This window comes from Demequina soli, assembly GCF_000971195.1.
GTDB lineage: Bacteria > Actinomycetota > Actinomycetes > Actinomycetales > Demequinaceae > Demequina > Demequina soli.
Genome location: NZ_BBLZ01000002.1, coordinates 164,330 through 181,600 on the forward strand (window position 1 = coordinate 164,330; position 17,271 = coordinate 181,600).

The window sequence follows — 17,271 nt, forward strand, 5'->3', positions numbered from 1 at the left end:
GGCTCAGTACGCGTACGGGAAGCGCGTCCAGTCCGGGTCGCGGCGCTCGAGGAACGCGTCGCGGCCCTCCTGCGCCTCGTCCGTCATGTAGGCCATCCGGGTCGCCTCGCCCGCGAACACCTGCTGGCCCGCGAGGCCGTCGTCCGCGAGGTTGAAGGCGAACTTGAGCATCCGGATCGCCTGCGGCGACTTGGTCGCGACGATGCGCGCGTAGTCGAGCGCCCGCGCCTCGAGCTCGGCGTGCGGGACCGCCTCGTTGACGCCGCCCCAGCGCTCCGCATCGTCCGCCGAGTACTCGCGTGCCAGGAAGAAGATCTCCCGTGCCCGCTTGTCGCCCACCTGGCGCGCGAGCAGCGCGCTGCCGTAGCCCGCGTCGAAGGATCCGACGTTGGCGTCGGTCTGCTTGAAGCGCGCGTGCTCGCGGCTCGCGATCGACAGGTCCGCGACCACGTGCAGGCTGTGGCCGCCGCCGGCCGCCCAGCCGTTGACCGCCGCGATGACGACCTTGGGGGAGTGGCGCATGAGGCGCTGCACCTCGAGGATGTGGAGGCGGCCGCCGTACGCGGGGGCGTCCTGCGCGGTGCCCTCGTACAGGTAGCCGTCCTTGCCGCGGATGCGCTGGTCGCCGCCCGAGCAGAAGGCGTGCACGCCGTCGGCGGCGGGGCCGTTGCCCGTGATGATGATCGCGGCGACGTCGACCGTCTGGCGCGCGTGGTCGAGCGCGCGGTAGAGCTGGTCCACGGTCTGGGGGCGGAAGGCGTTGCGCACCTCGGGACGGTTGAACGCGATGCGCACGGCGGGGAGGTCGCGCTCGCCGGCCTCGTCCCGCGACACCCAGCGGTGGTACGTGATGTCCGCGTCGGGGAAGCCCTCGATCGCGCGCCACTGGGTGGGATCCATGAGGTCGGAGACCTGCGCCGGGATGTCGCTCATGGCACCCGAGCGTAGTGCGGACGATTCGCAATGACATGTGTGGCTGGTGTGACGGGCGGCGGCGGCGCGGTGCCTGCGGCACCCGCACCCCACCCGTCCCATGCGTCACAAATGTCATTGGGAGTCGAGCCCTAGGCTGAGGTCATGGAGTTCCGCCCCTTCCGCGTCGCGCTGTCGACGCGCTTCCGCGGCGTCACGGAGCGCCACGGCGTCCTCATCCGCGGCACCGGGCCCGACGGGCGGGACGCGTGGGGCGAGTACTCCCCGTTCGACGACTACACCCCCGAGCGCGCCAACCGCTGGTGGGAGGCCGCGATGGAGGCCGCGCGCGGCGAGTGGCCCGCGCCGGTGCGCGACACGGTGCCCGTCAACAGCATCGTCCCCGAGCTCCCCGCCGGCCGCGCCGCCCAGCTCGCGACCGCGGGCGGGTGCACCACCGCGAAGGTCAAGGTCGCCGGCACGGTGTCCCTGAGGGACGATGCGCGCCGCGTCGAGGCCGTCGCGGTCGCCTTGGGCCCGGGCGGACGGGTGCGCGTCGACGCGAACGGCGCGTGGGACGTCGACACCGCGGTGAAGGCGCTGCGCGAGTTGGACGCCGCTGCGCGAGCGGGCGGCGGGCCGGGCCTCGAGTACGTCGAGCAGCCCTGCCGCACCGTGGCCGAGCTCGCCGAGGTGCGCCGCCGCCAGGACGTGCTGGTCGCCGCCGACGAGTCCGTGCGCCTGCCCGGCGACGCCGACGAGGTCATGCGCGCGGGCGCCGCCGACATCCTCATCCTCAAGGTCGCCCCCATGGGCGGCGTGCGCCGCTGCCTCGACGTGGTCGACCGCTACGAGGTGCCCATCGTGGTGTCGAGCGCGATGGAGTCCTCGGTGGGCCTTGCGGCCGGCGTCGCGCTCGCGCGCGCCGTCCCCGAGCTGCCGTACGCGTGCGGGCTCGGCACCGGGGAGCTGCTCGCGGACGACACCGTGCGCGAGACGATCGTGCCGCGCGGCGGCGTCATCGGGCCGGTCGCGCTGGACGTGACCGCGTGAGCGAGCATCCGTCCGGCGCCTTCGCCCGCGCGCTCGTCGCGGCCCTCGCGGAGCGCGGCGTCGAGGACTACGTGCTCAGCCCCGGCTCCCGCTCCGGACCGCTCGCGCACGCGCTCGCGGAGGCCGGCGCCGAGAGCCCGCCGCTCGGGGCGCCGCGCGTGCGGCTGCACGTGCGCATCGACGAGCGCAGCGCGGGCTTCCTCGCGCTCGGCATCGCGCGGGGCCGCGCCGCCGCGGGCGACCCCCGGCCCGTCGCGATCGTCACCACCTCGGGCACCGCGGTCGGCAACCTGCTGCCGGCGGTCATGGAGGCCCACCACTCGGGCGTGCCGCTGCTGCTGCTCACCGCGGACCGTCCCGCCGAGCTGCGCGGCGTCGGCGCGAACCAGACCACCGACCAGGTGGGCATCTTCGGCGCGTTCGTGCGGTGGGAGGCGGACGTGCCCGCGTCCGAGATCGGCGAGCAGCGCGACCGCGCCACCGCGCTGGCCGAGCGTGCCGTCGCGTCCGCCGCGGGCGACCGCGCGCGCGAGGACATGACCGCCGCTCCCGGCCCGGTGCATGTGAACATCGCGTTCCGCGAGCCGCTGGGCGCGGACGGCGGCGTCTGGCTCGACCCGCCGCGCCTGCACACCCCGACGGGCGGGATCCCGATCCTCGTGCCCGCCGAGGAGCCGCTGCCGCTGCCGCCCGTCGCGCGCGGCGTGGTGATCGCCGGCGACGGCGCGGGCGACGTCGCCCGGCAGGTCGCCGAGGCGCACGGCTGGCCGCTGCTGGCCGAGCCCACCTCGCTCGCCCGCTCCGGCTCGCACTGCATCCCCGACTACGTGAGGCTGCTGGAGTCCGCCCAGGGCGCCGATCTCGCGGCACGCGTCCACCAGGTGGTCGTGATCGGCCGCCCCACCCTCACCCGTCCGGTCCAGGCGCTCATCGCGCGGGCGCCGGCGCTGATCGTGGCGGCGTTCGGCGCGCGCTGGCGCGAGGCCCCGGCCCACGCGCAGGCGGTCCTGCGCGACGTGCCGCCGTCGTGGCTGTGGTCCACGGCCCCCGACGAGGCGGACCCCGGCTGGCTCGCCGAGTGGCGCGCGGGCGGGGCACGATGCGCGTCCCCCGAGGGCTGGGGCACGCGGGTGGTCGCGGCGGCCTTCGCCGAGTCGCTGCGGGACGGCGTGTGGGGCGTGGTCGGATCGTCGGGGCCCGTGCGGCTCCTCGACCGGCTCATGGCCGCCGCCCCCGCGGGAGCGGCGCCGCTGCTGGTCGCCAACCGCGGCCTCGCCGGCATCGACGGGACCATCTCGACCGCCGCCGGCGTCGCGCTCGGGTCGGGGCGCATCGTCCACGCCCTCATGGGCGACGTGACGTTCCTGCACGAGGCCGGCGGGCTGCTCGTCGGGCCGCGCGAGGAGCGGCCGCGGCTGCGGATCGTCGTGGTCAACGACGGCGGCGGCACCATCTTCTCCGGTCTCGAGCATTCCGCGGCTCCCGCCGAGAACCTGGAGCGGGTGTTCACCACGCCGCACGGGGCGGACCTGGGCGCGCTGTGCGCCGGCTACCGGGTCCCCCATCGTGAGGTGCGTTCGCGCGAGGAGCTCGCGGCCGCGCTCGCGGCGCCGGTCACGGGACTCGAGGTGATCGAGGCCGTCGTCTGATTGCCAATGACAGATGTGACGGGTGTGACCAGGCGTGAGGGATGACGCGGCCCCACCGTCACCTCAGGTCACATTTGTCATTGGGAGTCGCCGCGCCCTCAGGACCGCGTCGCGGCGCAGGGCCGGCTCGCCGTCGTGGCCCACGACGTCGCGCTCGCGCAGCTCGGCGACCTCGACCTCCCACCCGTCGCCCAGACCGGCCGCGGCCTCCTCGGCGCGGAACGCCAGATGCGCGAGCCGCGGGTGCTCGAGCACGTGCGGGTCGCGGGGGTCATGGCCCACGACGAGCAGCGTGCCGCCGGGCGCGACCAGCCGCGCGAGCCGCCCCACGAGCACCGCGATGCCCGCCTCGGGATGCGCGAAGTGGGTGGTGACCAGGTCGAACGTGGCGTCGGGCAGGTCCGCGCGCATCGCGTCGTCCACGCGCCAGTCGAGCCGGGCGGCCACGTCCTCGCCCGCGCGCGACGCGCGCTCGACGCCGCGCGACACGGCGGTCGCGGACACGTCGATCGCGGTGACCTGCCAGCCCAGCGACGCGAGGTGCACCGCGTCGGCGCCCTCGCCGCACCCGACCTCGAGCGCCCGCCCGGGGGTCAGGCGCGCCGCCTCCTCCACGAGCTGCGCGTTCGCGGCGCCGGACCAGACGGCCTCCTGCGACGAGTAGCGCTCCTCCCACGCGGTCGCGTCCCAGCCGTCCGCGGGCAGGTCGGCGCCGCCGGCCGGGCCGTGCGCGTGCCCCGCGACCACGGGGACCGCCGCGGTGACGGCCGGCAGCGCGGCACCGATGGCACGGCGCATCGGCTCGAGCTTCGCCTCCGACTCCGCCCACTCCGAGGCCGCCTCCGACGCCGCGACGATGCCGCAACCGGCGAACAGGCGCAGGTCGCGCGCATCGTCCCGCGACACCTCCGCGGAGCGCAGGCCGATGCACCACTCGCCGTCGCCGCCCGCGTCGATCCAGCCGACCGGCCCGGCGTAGCGCGCGCGGTCCAGCCCCTCGAGCTCGTCGATGACGCGCGCGGCGCCCACCGTCGGGGTGCCGCACACCGCGGCGCTGGGGTGCAGCTCGCGCACGAGCTCGAGCGCCGCGACGTTGTGGGACAGCACGCCCGTGACGTCGGTCGCGAGGTGCATGACGTTGGGCAGGTGCAGCACGAACGGCTCGTCGGGCACGTTGACGGACCCGCAGTGCCCGGCCAGCGCCTGGGTCACCGAGCGCACGGCGTACTCGTGCTCCTCACGGTCCTTCGACGAGCGCGCGAGGGCGCCGGCGCGCGCGAGGTCGCGCATGTCGTCGCCCGTCATGCGGATGGTGCCGGCGAGCACGCGGGACGTCACGAGGCCGTGGTCGACGCGCGCGAGCAGCTCGGGCGTCGCGCCCACGAGGCCGTCGACGTGGAACGCCCAGCACATGGGGTAGTCGTCGGCCAGGCGGCGCAGCAGCACGCGCACGTCCACGGGCCGCTCGGTGCGGGCCGCGACCGCGCGCGCGAGCACCACCTTCTCCAGCTCGCCGCCGCGGATCCGCGCGACGGCGGCCTCGACGGCGGCGGTCCAGGCGGCCTCGTCGCCGGCGTCGAGCGTCACCGCGCCCGGGTCGACGGGCGCCGTCGCCGCGGCGAGCGCCTCCTCGAGGGTGACCGCGCCCTCGTCCTCGCGCGTGACCTGCGTGAACCACGCGCGGCCGTCGCGCCGGCCCAGCACGAACCGCGGCACCACCAGCGCGCCGCCCGCGCGCGACGAGTCCGCGAACGCGAACGAGCCGAACGCCACGAGGCCGGTGCCGCGCACCCGCACGTCGTCGCGCACCTCGGCGGTGCGGCACAGCAGCCGCCACCAGTGCTGGGCGGCGTCGATGCGCTCCTCGCCCGCGGTGTCGATGCGCGCCGCCTCGCCCCACGCGACCATGCCCTCGCCGCGCCTCACCCACGAGATCCCGGCTTCGGGAAGGGCGGCGATCAGGTCGCCCGGGTCCTCGATCTCGACGGTGCGGACGCGCAGGGGTCCCGGGGTGGCGGAGTGGACGGTCACGTTCTCACATTAGGGCCGCGGTGCCGGGGGACGATGCGCGGGCCGGGGGCGCGAGGGCGGCTCAGCGGGCGGCGCGCACCCCGAGCGCCACGAGGTGGTCGTTGACGAACCGGCCCGCGGGGTCGAGCTCCTCGAACACGGCGCGCGCGTCCGCGACGCGGGGGTGCACGCGGGCGATCGCGGCCGCGTCGAACGCGTGCCACTTGCCCCAGTGGGGTCGCGCGTCGAAGGGCGCGAGCGCCTCCTCGACACGCGGCAGCAGCGCGCGCACGGCGTCGGGCCGGCGTGCCCACGTGAAGTGGATCGCGAGGGTGTCGCGGCCGTATGCGCCGGACAGCCACAGCCGGTCGGCGGCGACGGCGCGCAGCTCGGACACGAGCAGGTGCTCGCGGATCTGCGGCGCGAGCGCGCGGACCGAGGCGAGCGCCTCGCCCGCGGCCTCCATCGGCACGAAGTACTCGGTCTGGATCTCCTCGCCGTTCGACGGCGTGTGCGTGAGCCGGAAGTGCGGCAGGCGGTCGATCCACGGCCCGGGCGCGCCGCCCTGCGGGGTGAGCGCGTCGGGGTCGCCGTCGACCAGCCGCGCGTCGGACTCGGGGCTGCGCCGCGCGCCGTGCCACTCCTCTGGCGGCGTGCCGTCGAGCCCGATGCCGCTCTTGCGCCAGATCTGCTGCACCGTCGGCTCGTCCCACGTGGTGAAGATCGACACGGAGTACGCGTCCGCGAGGATCGCCGGGGTGTCGGACAGGAGCACCTCCCACGGCATCCCCGTGTAGACGTCCTGTCGCACGTCGTAGGTGGGCTGCACGCCGAGCGTGACGCGGGTGATGATGCCGAAGGCGCCCAGGCCGACCGCGAGCGCGGGGAACTGCGGCTCGCCGATGCGGGCGGTGCGCGGCTCCCCGTCGCCGTCGACGAAGTCGAGCTTGCGCAGCGCGGTCGACTGGCAGCCGTTGCGTGCGCCCGAGCCATGGGTGCCGGTCGCCGTCGCTCCCGCCACCGAGATGTGGGGGAGGGAGCCCGTGTTGTGCAGCGCCCAGCCGCGGTGCTGCAGCCACGCGCCGAGCACGCCGTAGCGCATGCCCGCGGGCGCGGTCACGGTGGGGTGCGCGGGGTCGGACAGGTCGATGTGCGGCTCGCCCGCGAGGGCCGTGGTGTCGACGAGCGTGCCGTCGGTGTCCGCGATCGCGTTGAACGAGTGGCGCGTGCCCAACGCCTTGACCCGGCCCGGCGCCTCCCGCACCGCCAGCGCCACCTCGTCCGCGTCGCGCGGCGTGATCAGCCGCCCCGCGATGAAGCGGTGGGTTCCGGCCCAGGTGACGCCCGCGTCGCTCATACGGCCACCGTAACAACCTGGTGCGACGGTGCGGAGGCGGCGCGGCGCATCGTCCCGTGGCACCCCGACCGCGCTCACACGCGGCGAGCCTCGAGAGGGGCGTGCTCAGGTGCGGATCGTGTGTGGAAGAAGGCCGGGGCGGAGGGGACGATGCGCGGCAGGACCGAGCATCCCGCACGCGCCTTTACCCTTGTCGGGTGCGTACAGAGGCCGATGTCATCGTGATCGGGGCGGGTCCCGGAGGGGCCGCCGCAGCCCGCTACCTCGCGGTCGAGGGGTTCGACGTCATCGCGTTGGAGAAGACGCGGTTCCCGCGCGAGAAGGTGTGCGGCGACGGCCTCACGCCACGCGCCGTGCGCGAGATCGACCTCATCGGCCTGCCCACGCCGCGCGAGGAGGGGTGGATCCCCAACCACGGCCTGCGCATGGTCGGCGGCGGGCACCGCCTCGAGTTCCCGTGGCACGACCTCGAGTCGTTCCCCAGCTACGGCCTGTCGCTGCCGCGCTCGGAGTTCGACAGGCGCCTCGCCGACCACGCGCGCGCCGGTGGCGCCGACGTGCGCGAGGGCTGGCACGTCGAGTCCGTCATCCGCGACGAGCGCCAGGCCGGGTACGCCGGCGGCGGGCGCATCGTCGGCGTGGTCGCCCGCGAGACCGACGAGCGCGGCCGCAAGGTCGGCGAGCCCGTCGAGTACCGCGCGCCGCTGGTCATCGCCGCCGACGGCGTGAGCGCCCGCATCGCGCTCGGGCTGGGCATGGAGCGCAAGGTCAACCGCCCCATGGGCGTCGCGGTCCGCACCTACATCGAGACCCCCCGCCACGCGGAGGAGTGGATGGAGGGCCACCTCGAGATCTGGGACGGCGAGCGCGGGAGCAGCAACCTCCTGCCCGGCTACGGCTGGATCTTCCCGCTGGGCGACGGCACCGCCAACGTGGGCCTCGGCACGCTCAGCGCCAAGGGCACCCCGTCCAAGCTCGACCACCGCGCGCTCATGCGCGACTGGCTGGACCACTCCGCCGAGGACTGGGAGTTCGGCGAGCAGGTCGGCGACATCAAGGGCGCCGCCATCCCCATGGCCTTCAACCGCCAGCCCCACTACGTGCCGGGCATGATGCTCGTCGGCGACTCCGGCGGCATGGTCAACCCGTTCAACGGCGAGGGCATCGCCTACGCGATGCAGGCCGCGCGACGCGCCACCGAGGCCGCCGTGGCCTCGCGCGACGCGGTCGGCGCGCGCGACACCGAGGGCGCGCTCGCGGGCTACGCGCGGATGATGAAGGACGACCTCGGCGGGTACTACTCGCTGGGCCGCGTCTTCGCCTCGCTGGTCGAGCACCCGGCCGTCATGAAGGTGTGCACGAAGTACGGGCTTCCTAGTCCTTTGGTCATGGAATTCACGTCTAGACTGCTGGCAGATGTCTACGAGCCGCGCGGCGGCAACTGGGCCGACAGGCTCATGTCCGCCTTGACGCGGGTCGCGCCGGCGGCCTGACGGGCATCTGGGTCCTCGAGGAAGACGGAAGGAAATTCGCCGTGAATCCGTACGTGCCGATCATCGTCATGATGGTGATCGCCGGTCTGCTCGCAGGCGCAGGCCTGTTCGTGAGCTCCATCCTCGGCCCCAAGAGGGCGAACGCCGCGAAGCTCGACAGGTACGAGTCCGGCCTCGAGCCGACCCCTGGCGCCGCGGGCGGCGGCCGCATCCCGATCAAGTACTACCTCGTCGCGATGACGTTCATCGTCTTCGACATCGAGGTCGTGTTCCTCTACCCCTGGGCGATCGCGCACGCGGCGCTCGGCTGGTTCGGGCTGATCGCCATCATGACCTTCCTCGCCCTCATCACGATCCCGTTCGTGTACGAGTGGCGCCGCGGCGGATTCGAGTGGGACTGACACATGGGTATTGAAGAGAGCGCTCCTCCGTTCATGCTGGGCATGGTCGAGGACTTCGTCGGCTACATGCGCGCGGGCTCGATGTGGCCCGCCACCTTCGGCCTCGCGTGCTGCGCGATCGAGATGATGGCGACCGGCGCCCCGCGATTCGACATCGCGCGCCACGGCTCCGAGGTCTTCCGCGGCTCGCCGCGCCAGGCCGACATCATGATCGTCGCGGGCCGCGTGTCCAACAAGATGGCGCCGATCGTCCGCCAGGTCTACGACCAGATGGCCGAGCCGAAGTGGGTGCTGTCGATGGGCGTGTGCGCCTCGTCGGGCGGCATGTTCAACAACTACGCGATCGTCCAGGGAGTCGACCACGTGGTCCCCGTGGACATCTACCTGCCCGGCTGCCCGCCGCGCCCCGAGATGCTGCTCAACGCGCTCCTCGAGCTGCAGAAGCAGGCGCGCGAGACGCCCATGGGCCGCAACCGTCGCGAGATCGCCGCCGCCGCCGAGGCCGCCGCGCTCGCCGCCACCCCGACCTCCGAGATGAAGGGCCTGCTGCGTTGAGCGAGTCCCAGGACCTGACCGGCGCCGAGGACACCCCTCAGCCGGGCGACCGCGAGCAGATCACGCTCATCAACGTCCGCCAGGGCTCGTTCGGCGCCCTCGGCGACACCTCGGGCTTCGACGGGCTCGTCACGCCGGTGATGATGCCCGGCGCGTCCGAGCGCCCGTACGGCGAATGGTTCGACGGCGTCGTCGACGTCCTCGAGGAGCTGCTCGGGGACGATGCGGCGGCCGCCATCGAGCACGTCGTGGTCGACCGCGGCGAGCTCACGCTGCACATCGCGCGCGAGCACCTGCTCGCGGTCGCGCGTCACCTGCGCGACGACCAGGACCTCCGCTTCGAGATGTGCCTCGGCGTGTCCGGCGTGCACTACCCGGCTGACGAGCGCCCGCTCCACGCCGTGTACCCGATGCAGTCGATCACCCACAACCGCCGCCTCCGCCTCGAGGTCGCGGTCACCGACGCGGACCCGCACGTCCCGTCGCTCACCGGGATCTACCCGATGAACAACTGGCACGAGCGCGAGACCTGGGACTTCTTCGGCATCGTGTTCGACGGCCACCCCTCGCTCGCCCGCATCGAGATGCCGGACGACTGGGTGGGTCACCCCCAGCGCAAGGACTACCCGCTGGGCGGCATCCCCGTGGAGTACAAGGGCGCGGAGATCCCCTCGCCCGACAACCGGAGGCAGTACCGATGACCCAGACTGCACCCCAGGCCACCGGCGCCTTCGTCGACGACCCGGACGCACCCGAGTACAGCGCCTACGGCGGCGACTGGAGCGAGATCGCGGAGGAGGCCGAGCGCCTCGCCCAGCAGCGCATCGTCGTCAACATGGGCCCGCAGCACCCGTCGACGCACGGTGTGCTCCGCGTGATGCTCGAGCTCGAGGGCGAGATCGTCAAGGAGGCCCGCGCCGGCATCGGCTACCTCCACACGGGCATCGAGAAGAACATGGAGTACCGCACCTGGACCCAGGGGGTGACGTTCTGCTCGCGCATGGACTACGTCGCGTCCATGGCCCAGGAGGCCGTGTACTGCATGGGCATCGAGAAGCTGCTCGGCATCACGGACGACGTCCCGGAGCGCGCGAACATCCTGCGCGTGCTCATGCTCGAGCTGACGCGCATCGGCTCGCACCTCGTCGCGGTCGGCACGGGCGGCAACGAGATGGGCGCGACCACCGTCATGACGACGGCGTTCATCGCGCGCGAGGACACGTTCCGCATCGCGGAGATGATCTCGGGCCTGCGCACCAACAACGCGTACATCCGCCCCGGCGGCGTCGCGCAGGACGCGCCCGAGGGCACGGTCGCGTACATCCGCGAGCTGATCCCGCAGATCAAGCAGAAGCTCGACGAGCTCGCGGACCTCCAGCTCGAGAACCCGATCTTCAAGGGCCGCCTCAAGGGCGTCGCGAACCTCGACCTCGCGGGCTGCATGGCGCTCGGCATCACGGGCCCGATCCTCCGCTCGGCCGGCCTGCCGTACGACGTGCGCAAGGCCGAGCCGTACTTCGGCTACGAGACCTACGACTTCCAGGTGCCCACCTCGACGGACGGCGACGCGTACTCCCGCGTGGTCCTCCGCATGGAGGAGTGCTACGAGTCCCTCAAGATCGTCGCGCAGTGCTGCGACCGCCTCGAGGCGACCGAGGGCCAGCCCGTCATGGTCGCGGACAAGAAGATCGCGTGGCCGGCCCAGCTGTCCGTCGGCTCCGACGGCCAGGGCAACTCGCTCGACCACATCCGCCACATCATGGGCGAGTCGATGGAGTCGCTCATCCACCACTTCAAGCTGGTGACCGAGGGCTTCAAGGTCCCCGCGGGCCAGGTCTACGCCGCCACGGAGGGCCCGAAGGGCCTGCTCGGCGTCCACCTCGTGTCGGACGGCGGTACCAAGCCGTGGCGCGCGCACTTCCGCGACCCCGGATTCAACAACCTGCAGGCGCTGTCCATCCTCACCGAGGGCGGTCAGGTCGCCGACGTCGTGGTGGCCATCGCCACGATCGACATGGTGCTGGGAGGCGTCGACCGATGACCTACGACGAGACCACGCTCGCGCAGCTGACCGAGGACGCCGCCGCGATCATCGCGCGCTACCCGGTCAAGCGCTCCGCGCTGCTGCCGATGCTGCACCTGGTGCAGTCGGTCGACGGCTTCGTCAGCCCCGACGGCATCCAGTTCTGCGCCGACCGGCTCGAGCTGACGGCCGCCGAGGTGTCCGCGGTCGCGACGTTCTACACGCAGTACAAGCGCCGCCCCAACGGCGAGTACCAGGTGGGCGTGTGCACCAACACGCTGTGCGCCGTCATGGGCGGCGACCGCATCTGGGACGAGCTGTCCGACCACGTCGGCGTCGGCCACGACGAGACCACCGAGGACGGGAAGATCACCCTCGAGCGCCTCGAGTGCAACGCGGCGTGCGACTACGCGCCCGTGATGATGGTCAACTGGGAGTTCTTCGACAACCAGACCCCCGAGTCCGCGAAGCAGGTCGTCGACGACCTGCGCGCGGGCAAGGACGTGGCCCCGACGCGCGGCCCCGCCACGGTGTGCTCGTTCAAGCAGGTCTCGCGCGTCCTCGCCGGCTTCGACGACGGCCGTGCGAACGAGGACCAGGGCGCCGGAGAGGCGACCCTCGCGGGCCTCGAGGCCGCCAAGGGCCAGGGCTGGGAGGCATCCAAGTGACCGAGCTCGTCCCCGTCCTCACGGCCACGTGGGGCTCCGAGCAGTCGTGGAGCCTCGACACCTACACGAAGGCCGGCGGCTACGCGCCGCTGAAGAAGGCGCTCGGCATGGCGCCCACCGACATCATCCAGTCCGTCAAGGACTCGGGCCTGCGCGGCCGCGGCGGCGCCGGCTTCCCCACCGGCATGAAGTGGGGCTTCCTGCCCCCGGACGACGGCGGCCCGCGCTACCTCGTGGTCAACGCCGACGAGTCCGAGCCCGGCACGTGCAAGGACATCCCCACGATGCTGGCGGCGCCGCACGCGCTCGTCGAGGGCGTCGCGATCACGTCCTTCGCGATCGGCTGCAACCACGCCTTCATCTACATCCGCGGCGAGGTGGCCCACGTCCACCGCCGCGTCCAGCAGGCCGTGCGCGAGGCGTACGAGGCCGGCCACCTGGGCAAGGACATCCACGGCTCGGGCTTCGACCTGGACGTCACCGTCCACGCCGGCGCCGGCGCCTACATCTGCGGCGAGGAGACCGCGCTCCTCGACTCGCTCGAGGGCCGCCGCGGCCAGCCCCGCCTCAAGCCGCCGTTCCCCGCCGTCGCGGGCCTCTACGCGCGTCCCACCGTCGTCAACAACGTCGAGTCGGTGGCCTCCGTGCCGTCGATCATCGGCAACGGGGTCGACTGGTTCACCGCGATGGGCACCGAGCGCTCGAAGGGCATGGGCATCTTCTCGCTGTCCGGCCACGTCCAGCGTCCCGGTCAGTACGAGGCCCCCCTCGGCATCACGCTGCGCGAGCTCCTCCAGCTCGCGGGCGGCATCCGCGAGGGCCACGAGCTGAAGTTCTGGACCCCCGGCGGCTCCTCGACCCCGATGTTCACCGAGGACCAGCTCGACACGCCGCTCGACTACGAGGCCGTGGGCGCGGCCGGCTCGATGCTCGGCACGCGCGCGCTGCAGATCTTCGACGAGACCACGTGCGTGGTCCGCGCGGTGACCCGCTGGACCGAGTTCTACAAGCACGAGTCCTGCGGCAAGTGCACCCCCTGCCGCGAGGGCACGTACTGGCTCACCCAGATCCTCAAGCGCATCGAGGGCGGCCGCGGCACGCAGGCCGACATCCAGCAGCTGCTCGACACGTGCGACTCCATCGCCGGCCGCTCGTTCTGCGCGCTCGGCGACGGCGCCACGTCGTCGATCATCAGCTCCGTCAAGCTCTTCCGCGAGGAGTACGAGGCCCACGTCGAGCAGGGCGGCTGCCCGTTCGACCACGCCGCCTCGGCGCTCTTCGAGTACTCCGACACGCCCGCCACCGAGGAGGCGCACGCATGACCGCGACCGCGGACAAGCCGGCAGCGGCGGCCGTCGAGACCGTCACCCTGACGATCGACGGCACCGAGGTCACCGTGCCCAAGGGCACGCTCATCATCCGGGCCGCCGAGCAGGTCGGCATCGAGATCCCGCGCTTCTGCGACCACCCGGCGCTCAAGCCCGCCGGCGCGTGCCGCCAGTGCCTCGTCGACGTCGCGAGCCCCGGCCCCGACGGCAACCTGCGCGCGTTCCCGAAGCCGCAGGCCTCGTGCACCATGACGGTGTCGCCCGGGATGGTGGTGAACACGCAGCACACCTCCGAGGAGGCCGACCGCGCCCAGAAGGGCGTGATGGAGCTGCTGCTCATCAACCACCCGCTCGACTGCCCCGTCTGCGACAAGGGCGGCGAGTGCCCCCTGCAGAACCAGGCGATGAGCCACGGTCGCCCCGAGAGCCGCTTCGTCGACGTCAAGCGCGTCTTCGAGAAGCCCCTCGCGCTCAGCTCCGAGATCCTGCTCGACCGTGAGCGCTGCGTCCTGTGCCAGCGCTGCACCCGCTTCTCCAAGGAGATTGCCGGGGACGCCTTCATCGATCTGCAGAATAGGGGCGCGCAGCAGCAGATCGGCACGTTCGACGAGGACGTGCTCGACTTCGACGGCTACCGCCCCGTGGGCGCCGCCGCCGTCGACGAGTCGGGCAAGGCGTTCTCCTCCTACTACTCCGGCAACACGGTCCAGATCTGCCCCGTGGGCGCCCTGACCTCCGCCGCGTACCGCTTCCGCTCGCGCCCGTTCGACCTCGTGTCCTCCGCGAGCATCTCCGAGCACGACTCGTCCGGCGCGGCCATCCGCATCGACCACCGCCGCGGCACCATCCTGCGCCGCCTCGCGGACAACGACCCGGTCGTCAACGAGGACTGGATCACCGACAAGGACCGCTTCGCGTTCGCGTGGCAGAACCTGTCCGACCGCCTCACCCGCCCGCTCGTCCGCAAGGACGGCGAGCTCGTCGAGACGTCGTGGCCCGAGGCGCTCGCCGCCGCGGCGGCCGGCATCAAGGCCCACACCGGGGACGATGCGTCGGCGGCGGTCCTCGTCGGCGGTCGCGTCACGCTCGAGGACGCCTACGCGTACCAGAAGCTCGCCCGCGTGGTGCTCGGCACCAACGACGTCGACGCGCGCGCCCGCGCCGCCTCGGACGAGGAGCAGGCGTTCCTTGGCTCGCAGGTCGCCGGCACCGGGCTCGGCGTGACGTTCGGCGAGCTCGAGAAGGCGCCCGTGGTCGTGCTCGTCGGCTTCGAGGCCGAGGACGAGGGCGGCGTGGTTTTCCTGCGCCTGCGCAAGTCTCTCGGCCGCCAGCGCGTCGTCGCCATCGCGCCGTACCTCACGCGCGGCGCGCAGAAGCTCGACGCGAGCCTCGTGCCCGCGCTGCCCGGCCGCGAGGCCGCCGCCCTGGCGGACCTGCCCGAGGACGTCCGCGAGGCGCTGTCGCAGCCCGGCGCGGTCGTCGTGCTCGGCGAGCGTGCGGCCGAGGCCCCCGGCTCGTTCACCGCGGCCCTGGACCTCGCATCGTCCACCGGCGCGCGCCTGGCGTGGATCCCGCGCCGTGCGGGCGAGCGCGGCGCCGTCGAGGCGGGCACCCTGCCCGGCCTCCTCCCCGGCGGCCGCGCCGCGACCCTCAAGGGTGCGCGCGAGGCGGTCGCCCAGGCGTGGGGCGTCGAGTCCCTGCCGACCGCGAAGGGCCGCGACACCGCGGGCATCGTCGCGGCGGCCGCCGAGGGCGCCATCGGCGCGCTCGTGGTCGGCGGCGTGAGCGCCTCCGACCTCACCGGCGACGTCGCCGCCGCGCTCGAGGCCACCGGCTTCGTCGTGTCGCTCGAGGTGCGCCGCAGCGAGATCGCCGAGGCCGCCGACGTGGTCCTGCCCGTCGCGCCGCCGTCGGAGAAGTCCGGCACGTTCGTCAACTGGGAGGGTCGCCTGCGCTCGTTCGCCACCGCGATCCACACCGACGCGATGTCCGACCACCGCGTGCTCGACCTGCTTGCCCGCGAGTGGGGCGTCGAGCTCGGCACCGCGACGGTCGAGGCCGTCAACGCCGAGCTCGCGGCCCTGGGCGCCGCCGACGCCGGTGAGCGTCCCGCGGCCCCCAAGGTCAAGGCCCCCGCGCGCAGCCCGCGCGCCAAGAAGGGCACCGCGCTGCTCGCCTCGTGGCACCAGCTGGTCGACGAGGGCGCGCTGCAGGACGGCGAGCCCTACCTCGCCGGCACCGGCCGCGCCGCCGTCGCCCGCATGTCGCAGGCCACCGCCGACGCGCTCGGCGACGCCGCGAGCGTGACCGTGTCCACCGAGGCCGGCGCCATCGAGCTGCCGGTCGTCGTGACCGACATGGTCGACGGCGCCGTGTGGGTGCCGCTCAAGTCCCCCGGCTCCTGGGTGGCGCGCGACCTGCGCGCCGGCGCGGGTGCCGTCGTCACCGTGAAGGGAGCGGCATGATGGCCGGTCTCCTGGCCTCCGCGTCCGACGTCACCGCCGCCGAGGCGCTGGCGCAGGACACCATCTGGGTGGTGATCGTCAAGGCGGTCCTCATCGTCGCGTTCCTGCTCACGTCCGTGCTGTTCGCGGTGTGGTTCGAGCGCCGCGTGATCGGCCGCCTCCAGGAGCGCCCGGGCCCGAACGTCCGCGGCCCGCTCGGCCTCCTGCAGTCGGTCGCCGACGCGATGAAGCTCCTGTTCAAGGAGGACATCACCGTCCGCGCGTCGGAGAAGATCCTCTACATCGCGGCGCCGATGATCTCGGTATTCTCCGCGCTGCTGATCTTCTCGGTCATCCCGTTCGGCCCCGACACACGCATCTACGGCACCGACTTCTCGACGCCGCTGCAGCTCACCGACTTCCCGGTCGCCGTGCTGTTCATCCTCGCGTGCGCCGCCGTCGGCGTGTACGGCATCGTCCTCGGCGGCTGGGCCTCCGGCTCCACCTACCCGCTCATGGGCGCGATCCGCTCGACCGCGCAGGTGATCTCCTACGAGCTCGCGATGGGCCTCTCGCTCGTCACCGTGTTCCTGCTGTCGGGCACGATGAGCACCTCGGGGATCGTCGACGCGCAGGCCGACCGCTGGTGGGCCTGGCCGCTGTTCCCGGCGTTCATCCTCTACATCATCTCCATGGTCGGCGAGACCAACCGCCTGCCCTTCGACCTCCCCGAGGCCGAGGGCGAGCTGGTCGCCGGCTTCATGACGGAGTACTCGTCCATGAAGTTCGCGTGGTTCTTCCTCGCGGAGTACATGAACATGATCAACGTCTCCGCGGTCGCCTCGACCCTGTTCCTGGGCGGCTGGCGCGCGCCGTGGCCCGCCTCGTGGCCGGGCGCCGAGTTCCTCAACACCGGCATCTTCCCGCCCATCTGGCTCATCGCGAAGATCTGGCTCCTCATGTTCGTGTTCGTGTGGATCCGCGGCTCGGTGCTGCGCTTCCGCTACGACCAGTTCATGAAGTTCGGCTGGAAGGTGCTCATCCCCGTCGGCCTCGGCTGGGTGGTGTTCTTCTCGGTCGGGCGCGCGACGTTCGACCACTTCGGCCGCGACCTCAACGTCTACGACGCGGTCGCCGGGCTCATCGCCATCCTTATCACCATCGCGGTGTGGAGCTTCATCTCCGACTCGAAGGCCAAGGCCGAGGAGGAGAGCGACGCGGACGCCGAGCCCGAGGTGCTCGACGCGTTCGCCGGCGGCTACCCGGTGCCGCCCATGCCGCACCAGGTGCTGCCCCCGTCCCCGCGCTCGGGCCGTACGGTCGAGGCGCATGTCGGTTCTCGAGAGGAGGACTCCGAGTGAGCGGGTCCGACGAGGTC

The 17,271-nt window shown here is 73.1% G+C and carries 13 protein-coding genes and 1 pseudogene; 11 read left to right on the forward strand and 3 right to left on the reverse strand.

The window, feature by feature from the left end; translation table 11 throughout:
• Positions 1 to 3: 3 nt before the first annotated feature.
• Positions 4 to 933 carry a 1,4-dihydroxy-2-naphthoyl-CoA synthase gene (locus AOM04_RS04185; protein ID WP_062462823.1) on the reverse strand — a complete coding sequence of 310 codons (930 nt, stop codon included), beginning with the start codon at positions 931 to 933 and terminating at the stop codon, positions 4 to 6.
• A 144-nt stretch (positions 934 to 1,077) separates the two neighbouring features.
• On the opposite strand from AOM04_RS04185, the gene AOM04_RS04190 reads away from it, so the two are divergent.
• Positions 1,078 to 1,965, forward strand: coding sequence for an o-succinylbenzoate synthase (locus tag AOM04_RS04190; protein WP_082104371.1), 888 nt, complete (start codon positions 1,078 to 1,080; stop codon positions 1,963 to 1,965).
• Positions 1,962 to 3,614 (forward strand): 2-succinyl-5-enolpyruvyl-6-hydroxy-3-cyclohexene-1-carboxylic-acid synthase, encoded by a 1,653-nt coding sequence (gene menD / locus AOM04_RS04195; RefSeq protein ID WP_062462826.1) that lies wholly within the window; start codon positions 1,962 to 1,964, stop codon positions 3,612 to 3,614. Before AOM04_RS04190 ends, menD begins: the two co-directional genes overlap by 4 nt.
• A gap of 63 nt (positions 3,615 to 3,677) precedes the next feature.
• On the opposite strand, the gene AOM04_RS15090 is transcribed toward menD, so the two are convergent.
• Both AOM04_RS15090 and AOM04_RS04205 read right to left on the reverse strand, forming a co-directional pair.
• Entirely contained in the window at positions 3,678 to 5,645 is a 1,968-nt protein-coding gene (locus tag AOM04_RS15090) for an isochorismate synthase (protein WP_082104372.1), read from the reverse strand.
• A 61-nt stretch (positions 5,646 to 5,706) separates the two neighbouring features.
• On the reverse strand, positions 5,707 to 6,981 hold the full coding sequence (locus AOM04_RS04205) for a D-arabinono-1,4-lactone oxidase (protein WP_062462829.1): 1,275 nt from the start codon (positions 6,979 to 6,981) through the stop codon (positions 5,707 to 5,709).
• Positions 6,982 to 7,178: 197 nt separating this feature from the next.
• Here AOM04_RS04205 and AOM04_RS04210 point away from each other — a divergent pair, with 197 nt between their 5' ends.
• The 9 genes and pseudogenes from AOM04_RS04210 to nuoH all read left to right on the forward strand — a co-directional run bounded on the left by AOM04_RS04210 (position 7,179) and on the right by nuoH (position 17,254).
• Positions 7,179 to 8,474, forward strand: a complete 1,296-nt coding sequence (locus tag AOM04_RS04210) for a geranylgeranyl reductase family protein (RefSeq protein WP_062462832.1) — start codon at positions 7,179 to 7,181, stop codon at positions 8,472 to 8,474.
• 41 nt (positions 8,475 to 8,515) lie between these two features.
• Positions 8,516 to 8,875 carry an NADH-quinone oxidoreductase subunit A gene (locus AOM04_RS04215; RefSeq protein WP_156160607.1) on the forward strand — a complete coding sequence of 120 codons (360 nt, stop codon included), beginning with the start codon at positions 8,516 to 8,518 and terminating at the stop codon, positions 8,873 to 8,875.
• A gap of 3 nt (positions 8,876 to 8,878) precedes the next feature.
• On the forward strand, positions 8,879 to 9,430 hold the full coding sequence (locus AOM04_RS04220; protein WP_062462836.1) for an NADH-quinone oxidoreductase subunit B: 552 nt from the start codon (positions 8,879 to 8,881) through the stop codon (positions 9,428 to 9,430).
• The gene (locus AOM04_RS04225) at positions 9,427 to 10,131 is read left to right on the forward strand and encodes an NADH-quinone oxidoreductase subunit C (RefSeq protein WP_082104373.1); all 705 of its coding nucleotides are present in this window, start codon (positions 9,427 to 9,429) and stop codon (positions 10,129 to 10,131) included. The genes AOM04_RS04220 and AOM04_RS04225 overlap by 4 nt, the downstream gene beginning before the upstream one ends.
• Positions 10,128 to 11,471, forward strand: coding sequence for an NADH-quinone oxidoreductase subunit D (locus tag AOM04_RS04230; protein ID WP_062462839.1), 1,344 nt, complete (start codon positions 10,128 to 10,130; stop codon positions 11,469 to 11,471). Before AOM04_RS04225 ends, AOM04_RS04230 begins: the two co-directional genes overlap by 4 nt.
• Positions 11,468 to 12,112 (forward strand): annotated as a pseudogene (nuoE, locus tag AOM04_RS04235) (NADH-quinone oxidoreductase subunit NuoE); the annotation flags it as partial. The gene AOM04_RS04230 and the pseudogene nuoE, both read left to right, overlap by 4 nt.
• A gap of 5 nt (positions 12,113 to 12,117) precedes the next feature.
• Positions 12,118 to 13,443 carry an NADH-quinone oxidoreductase subunit NuoF gene (gene nuoF / locus AOM04_RS04240; RefSeq protein ID WP_062462845.1) on the forward strand — a complete coding sequence of 442 codons (1,326 nt, stop codon included), beginning with the start codon at positions 12,118 to 12,120 and terminating at the stop codon, positions 13,441 to 13,443.
• Positions 13,440 to 15,914 (forward strand): NADH-quinone oxidoreductase subunit G, encoded by a 2,475-nt coding sequence (locus AOM04_RS04245; RefSeq protein WP_062462848.1) that lies wholly within the window; start codon positions 13,440 to 13,442, stop codon positions 15,912 to 15,914. Before nuoF ends, AOM04_RS04245 begins: the two co-directional genes overlap by 4 nt.
• A complete protein-coding gene (nuoH, locus tag AOM04_RS04250; RefSeq protein WP_439645053.1) occupies positions 15,914 to 17,254 on the forward strand; it encodes an NADH-quinone oxidoreductase subunit NuoH in 1,341 nt (446 codons plus the stop codon). The genes AOM04_RS04245 and nuoH overlap by 1 nt, the downstream gene beginning before the upstream one ends.
• The last annotated feature ends 17 nt before the right edge of the window (positions 17,255 to 17,271 follow it).

Bases quoted from the DNA above. Each gene is read 5' to 3' on its own strand.
- AOM04_RS04185 (WP_062462823.1), bottom strand. From the start codon at position 933: ATGAGCGACATCCCGGCGCAGGTCTCCGACCTCATGGATCCCACCCAG.
- AOM04_RS04190 (WP_082104371.1), top strand. From the start codon at position 1,078: ATGGAGTTCCGCCCCTTCCGCGTCGCGCTGTCGACGCGCTTCCGCGGC.
- AOM04_RS04205 (WP_062462829.1), bottom strand. From the start codon at position 6,981: ATGAGCGACGCGGGCGTCACCTGGGCCGGAACCCACCGCTTCATCGCG.
- AOM04_RS04220 (WP_062462836.1), top strand. From the start codon at position 8,879: ATGGGTATTGAAGAGAGCGCTCCTCCGTTCATGCTGGGCATGGTCGAG.
- AOM04_RS04230 (WP_062462839.1), top strand. From the start codon at position 10,128: ATGACCCAGACTGCACCCCAGGCCACCGGCGCCTTCGTCGACGACCCG.
- AOM04_RS04245 (WP_062462848.1), top strand. From the start codon at position 13,440: ATGACCGCGACCGCGGACAAGCCGGCAGCGGCGGCCGTCGAGACCGTC.
- nuoH (WP_439645053.1), top strand. From the start codon at position 15,914: ATGGCCGGTCTCCTGGCCTCCGCGTCCGACGTCACCGCCGCCGAGGCG.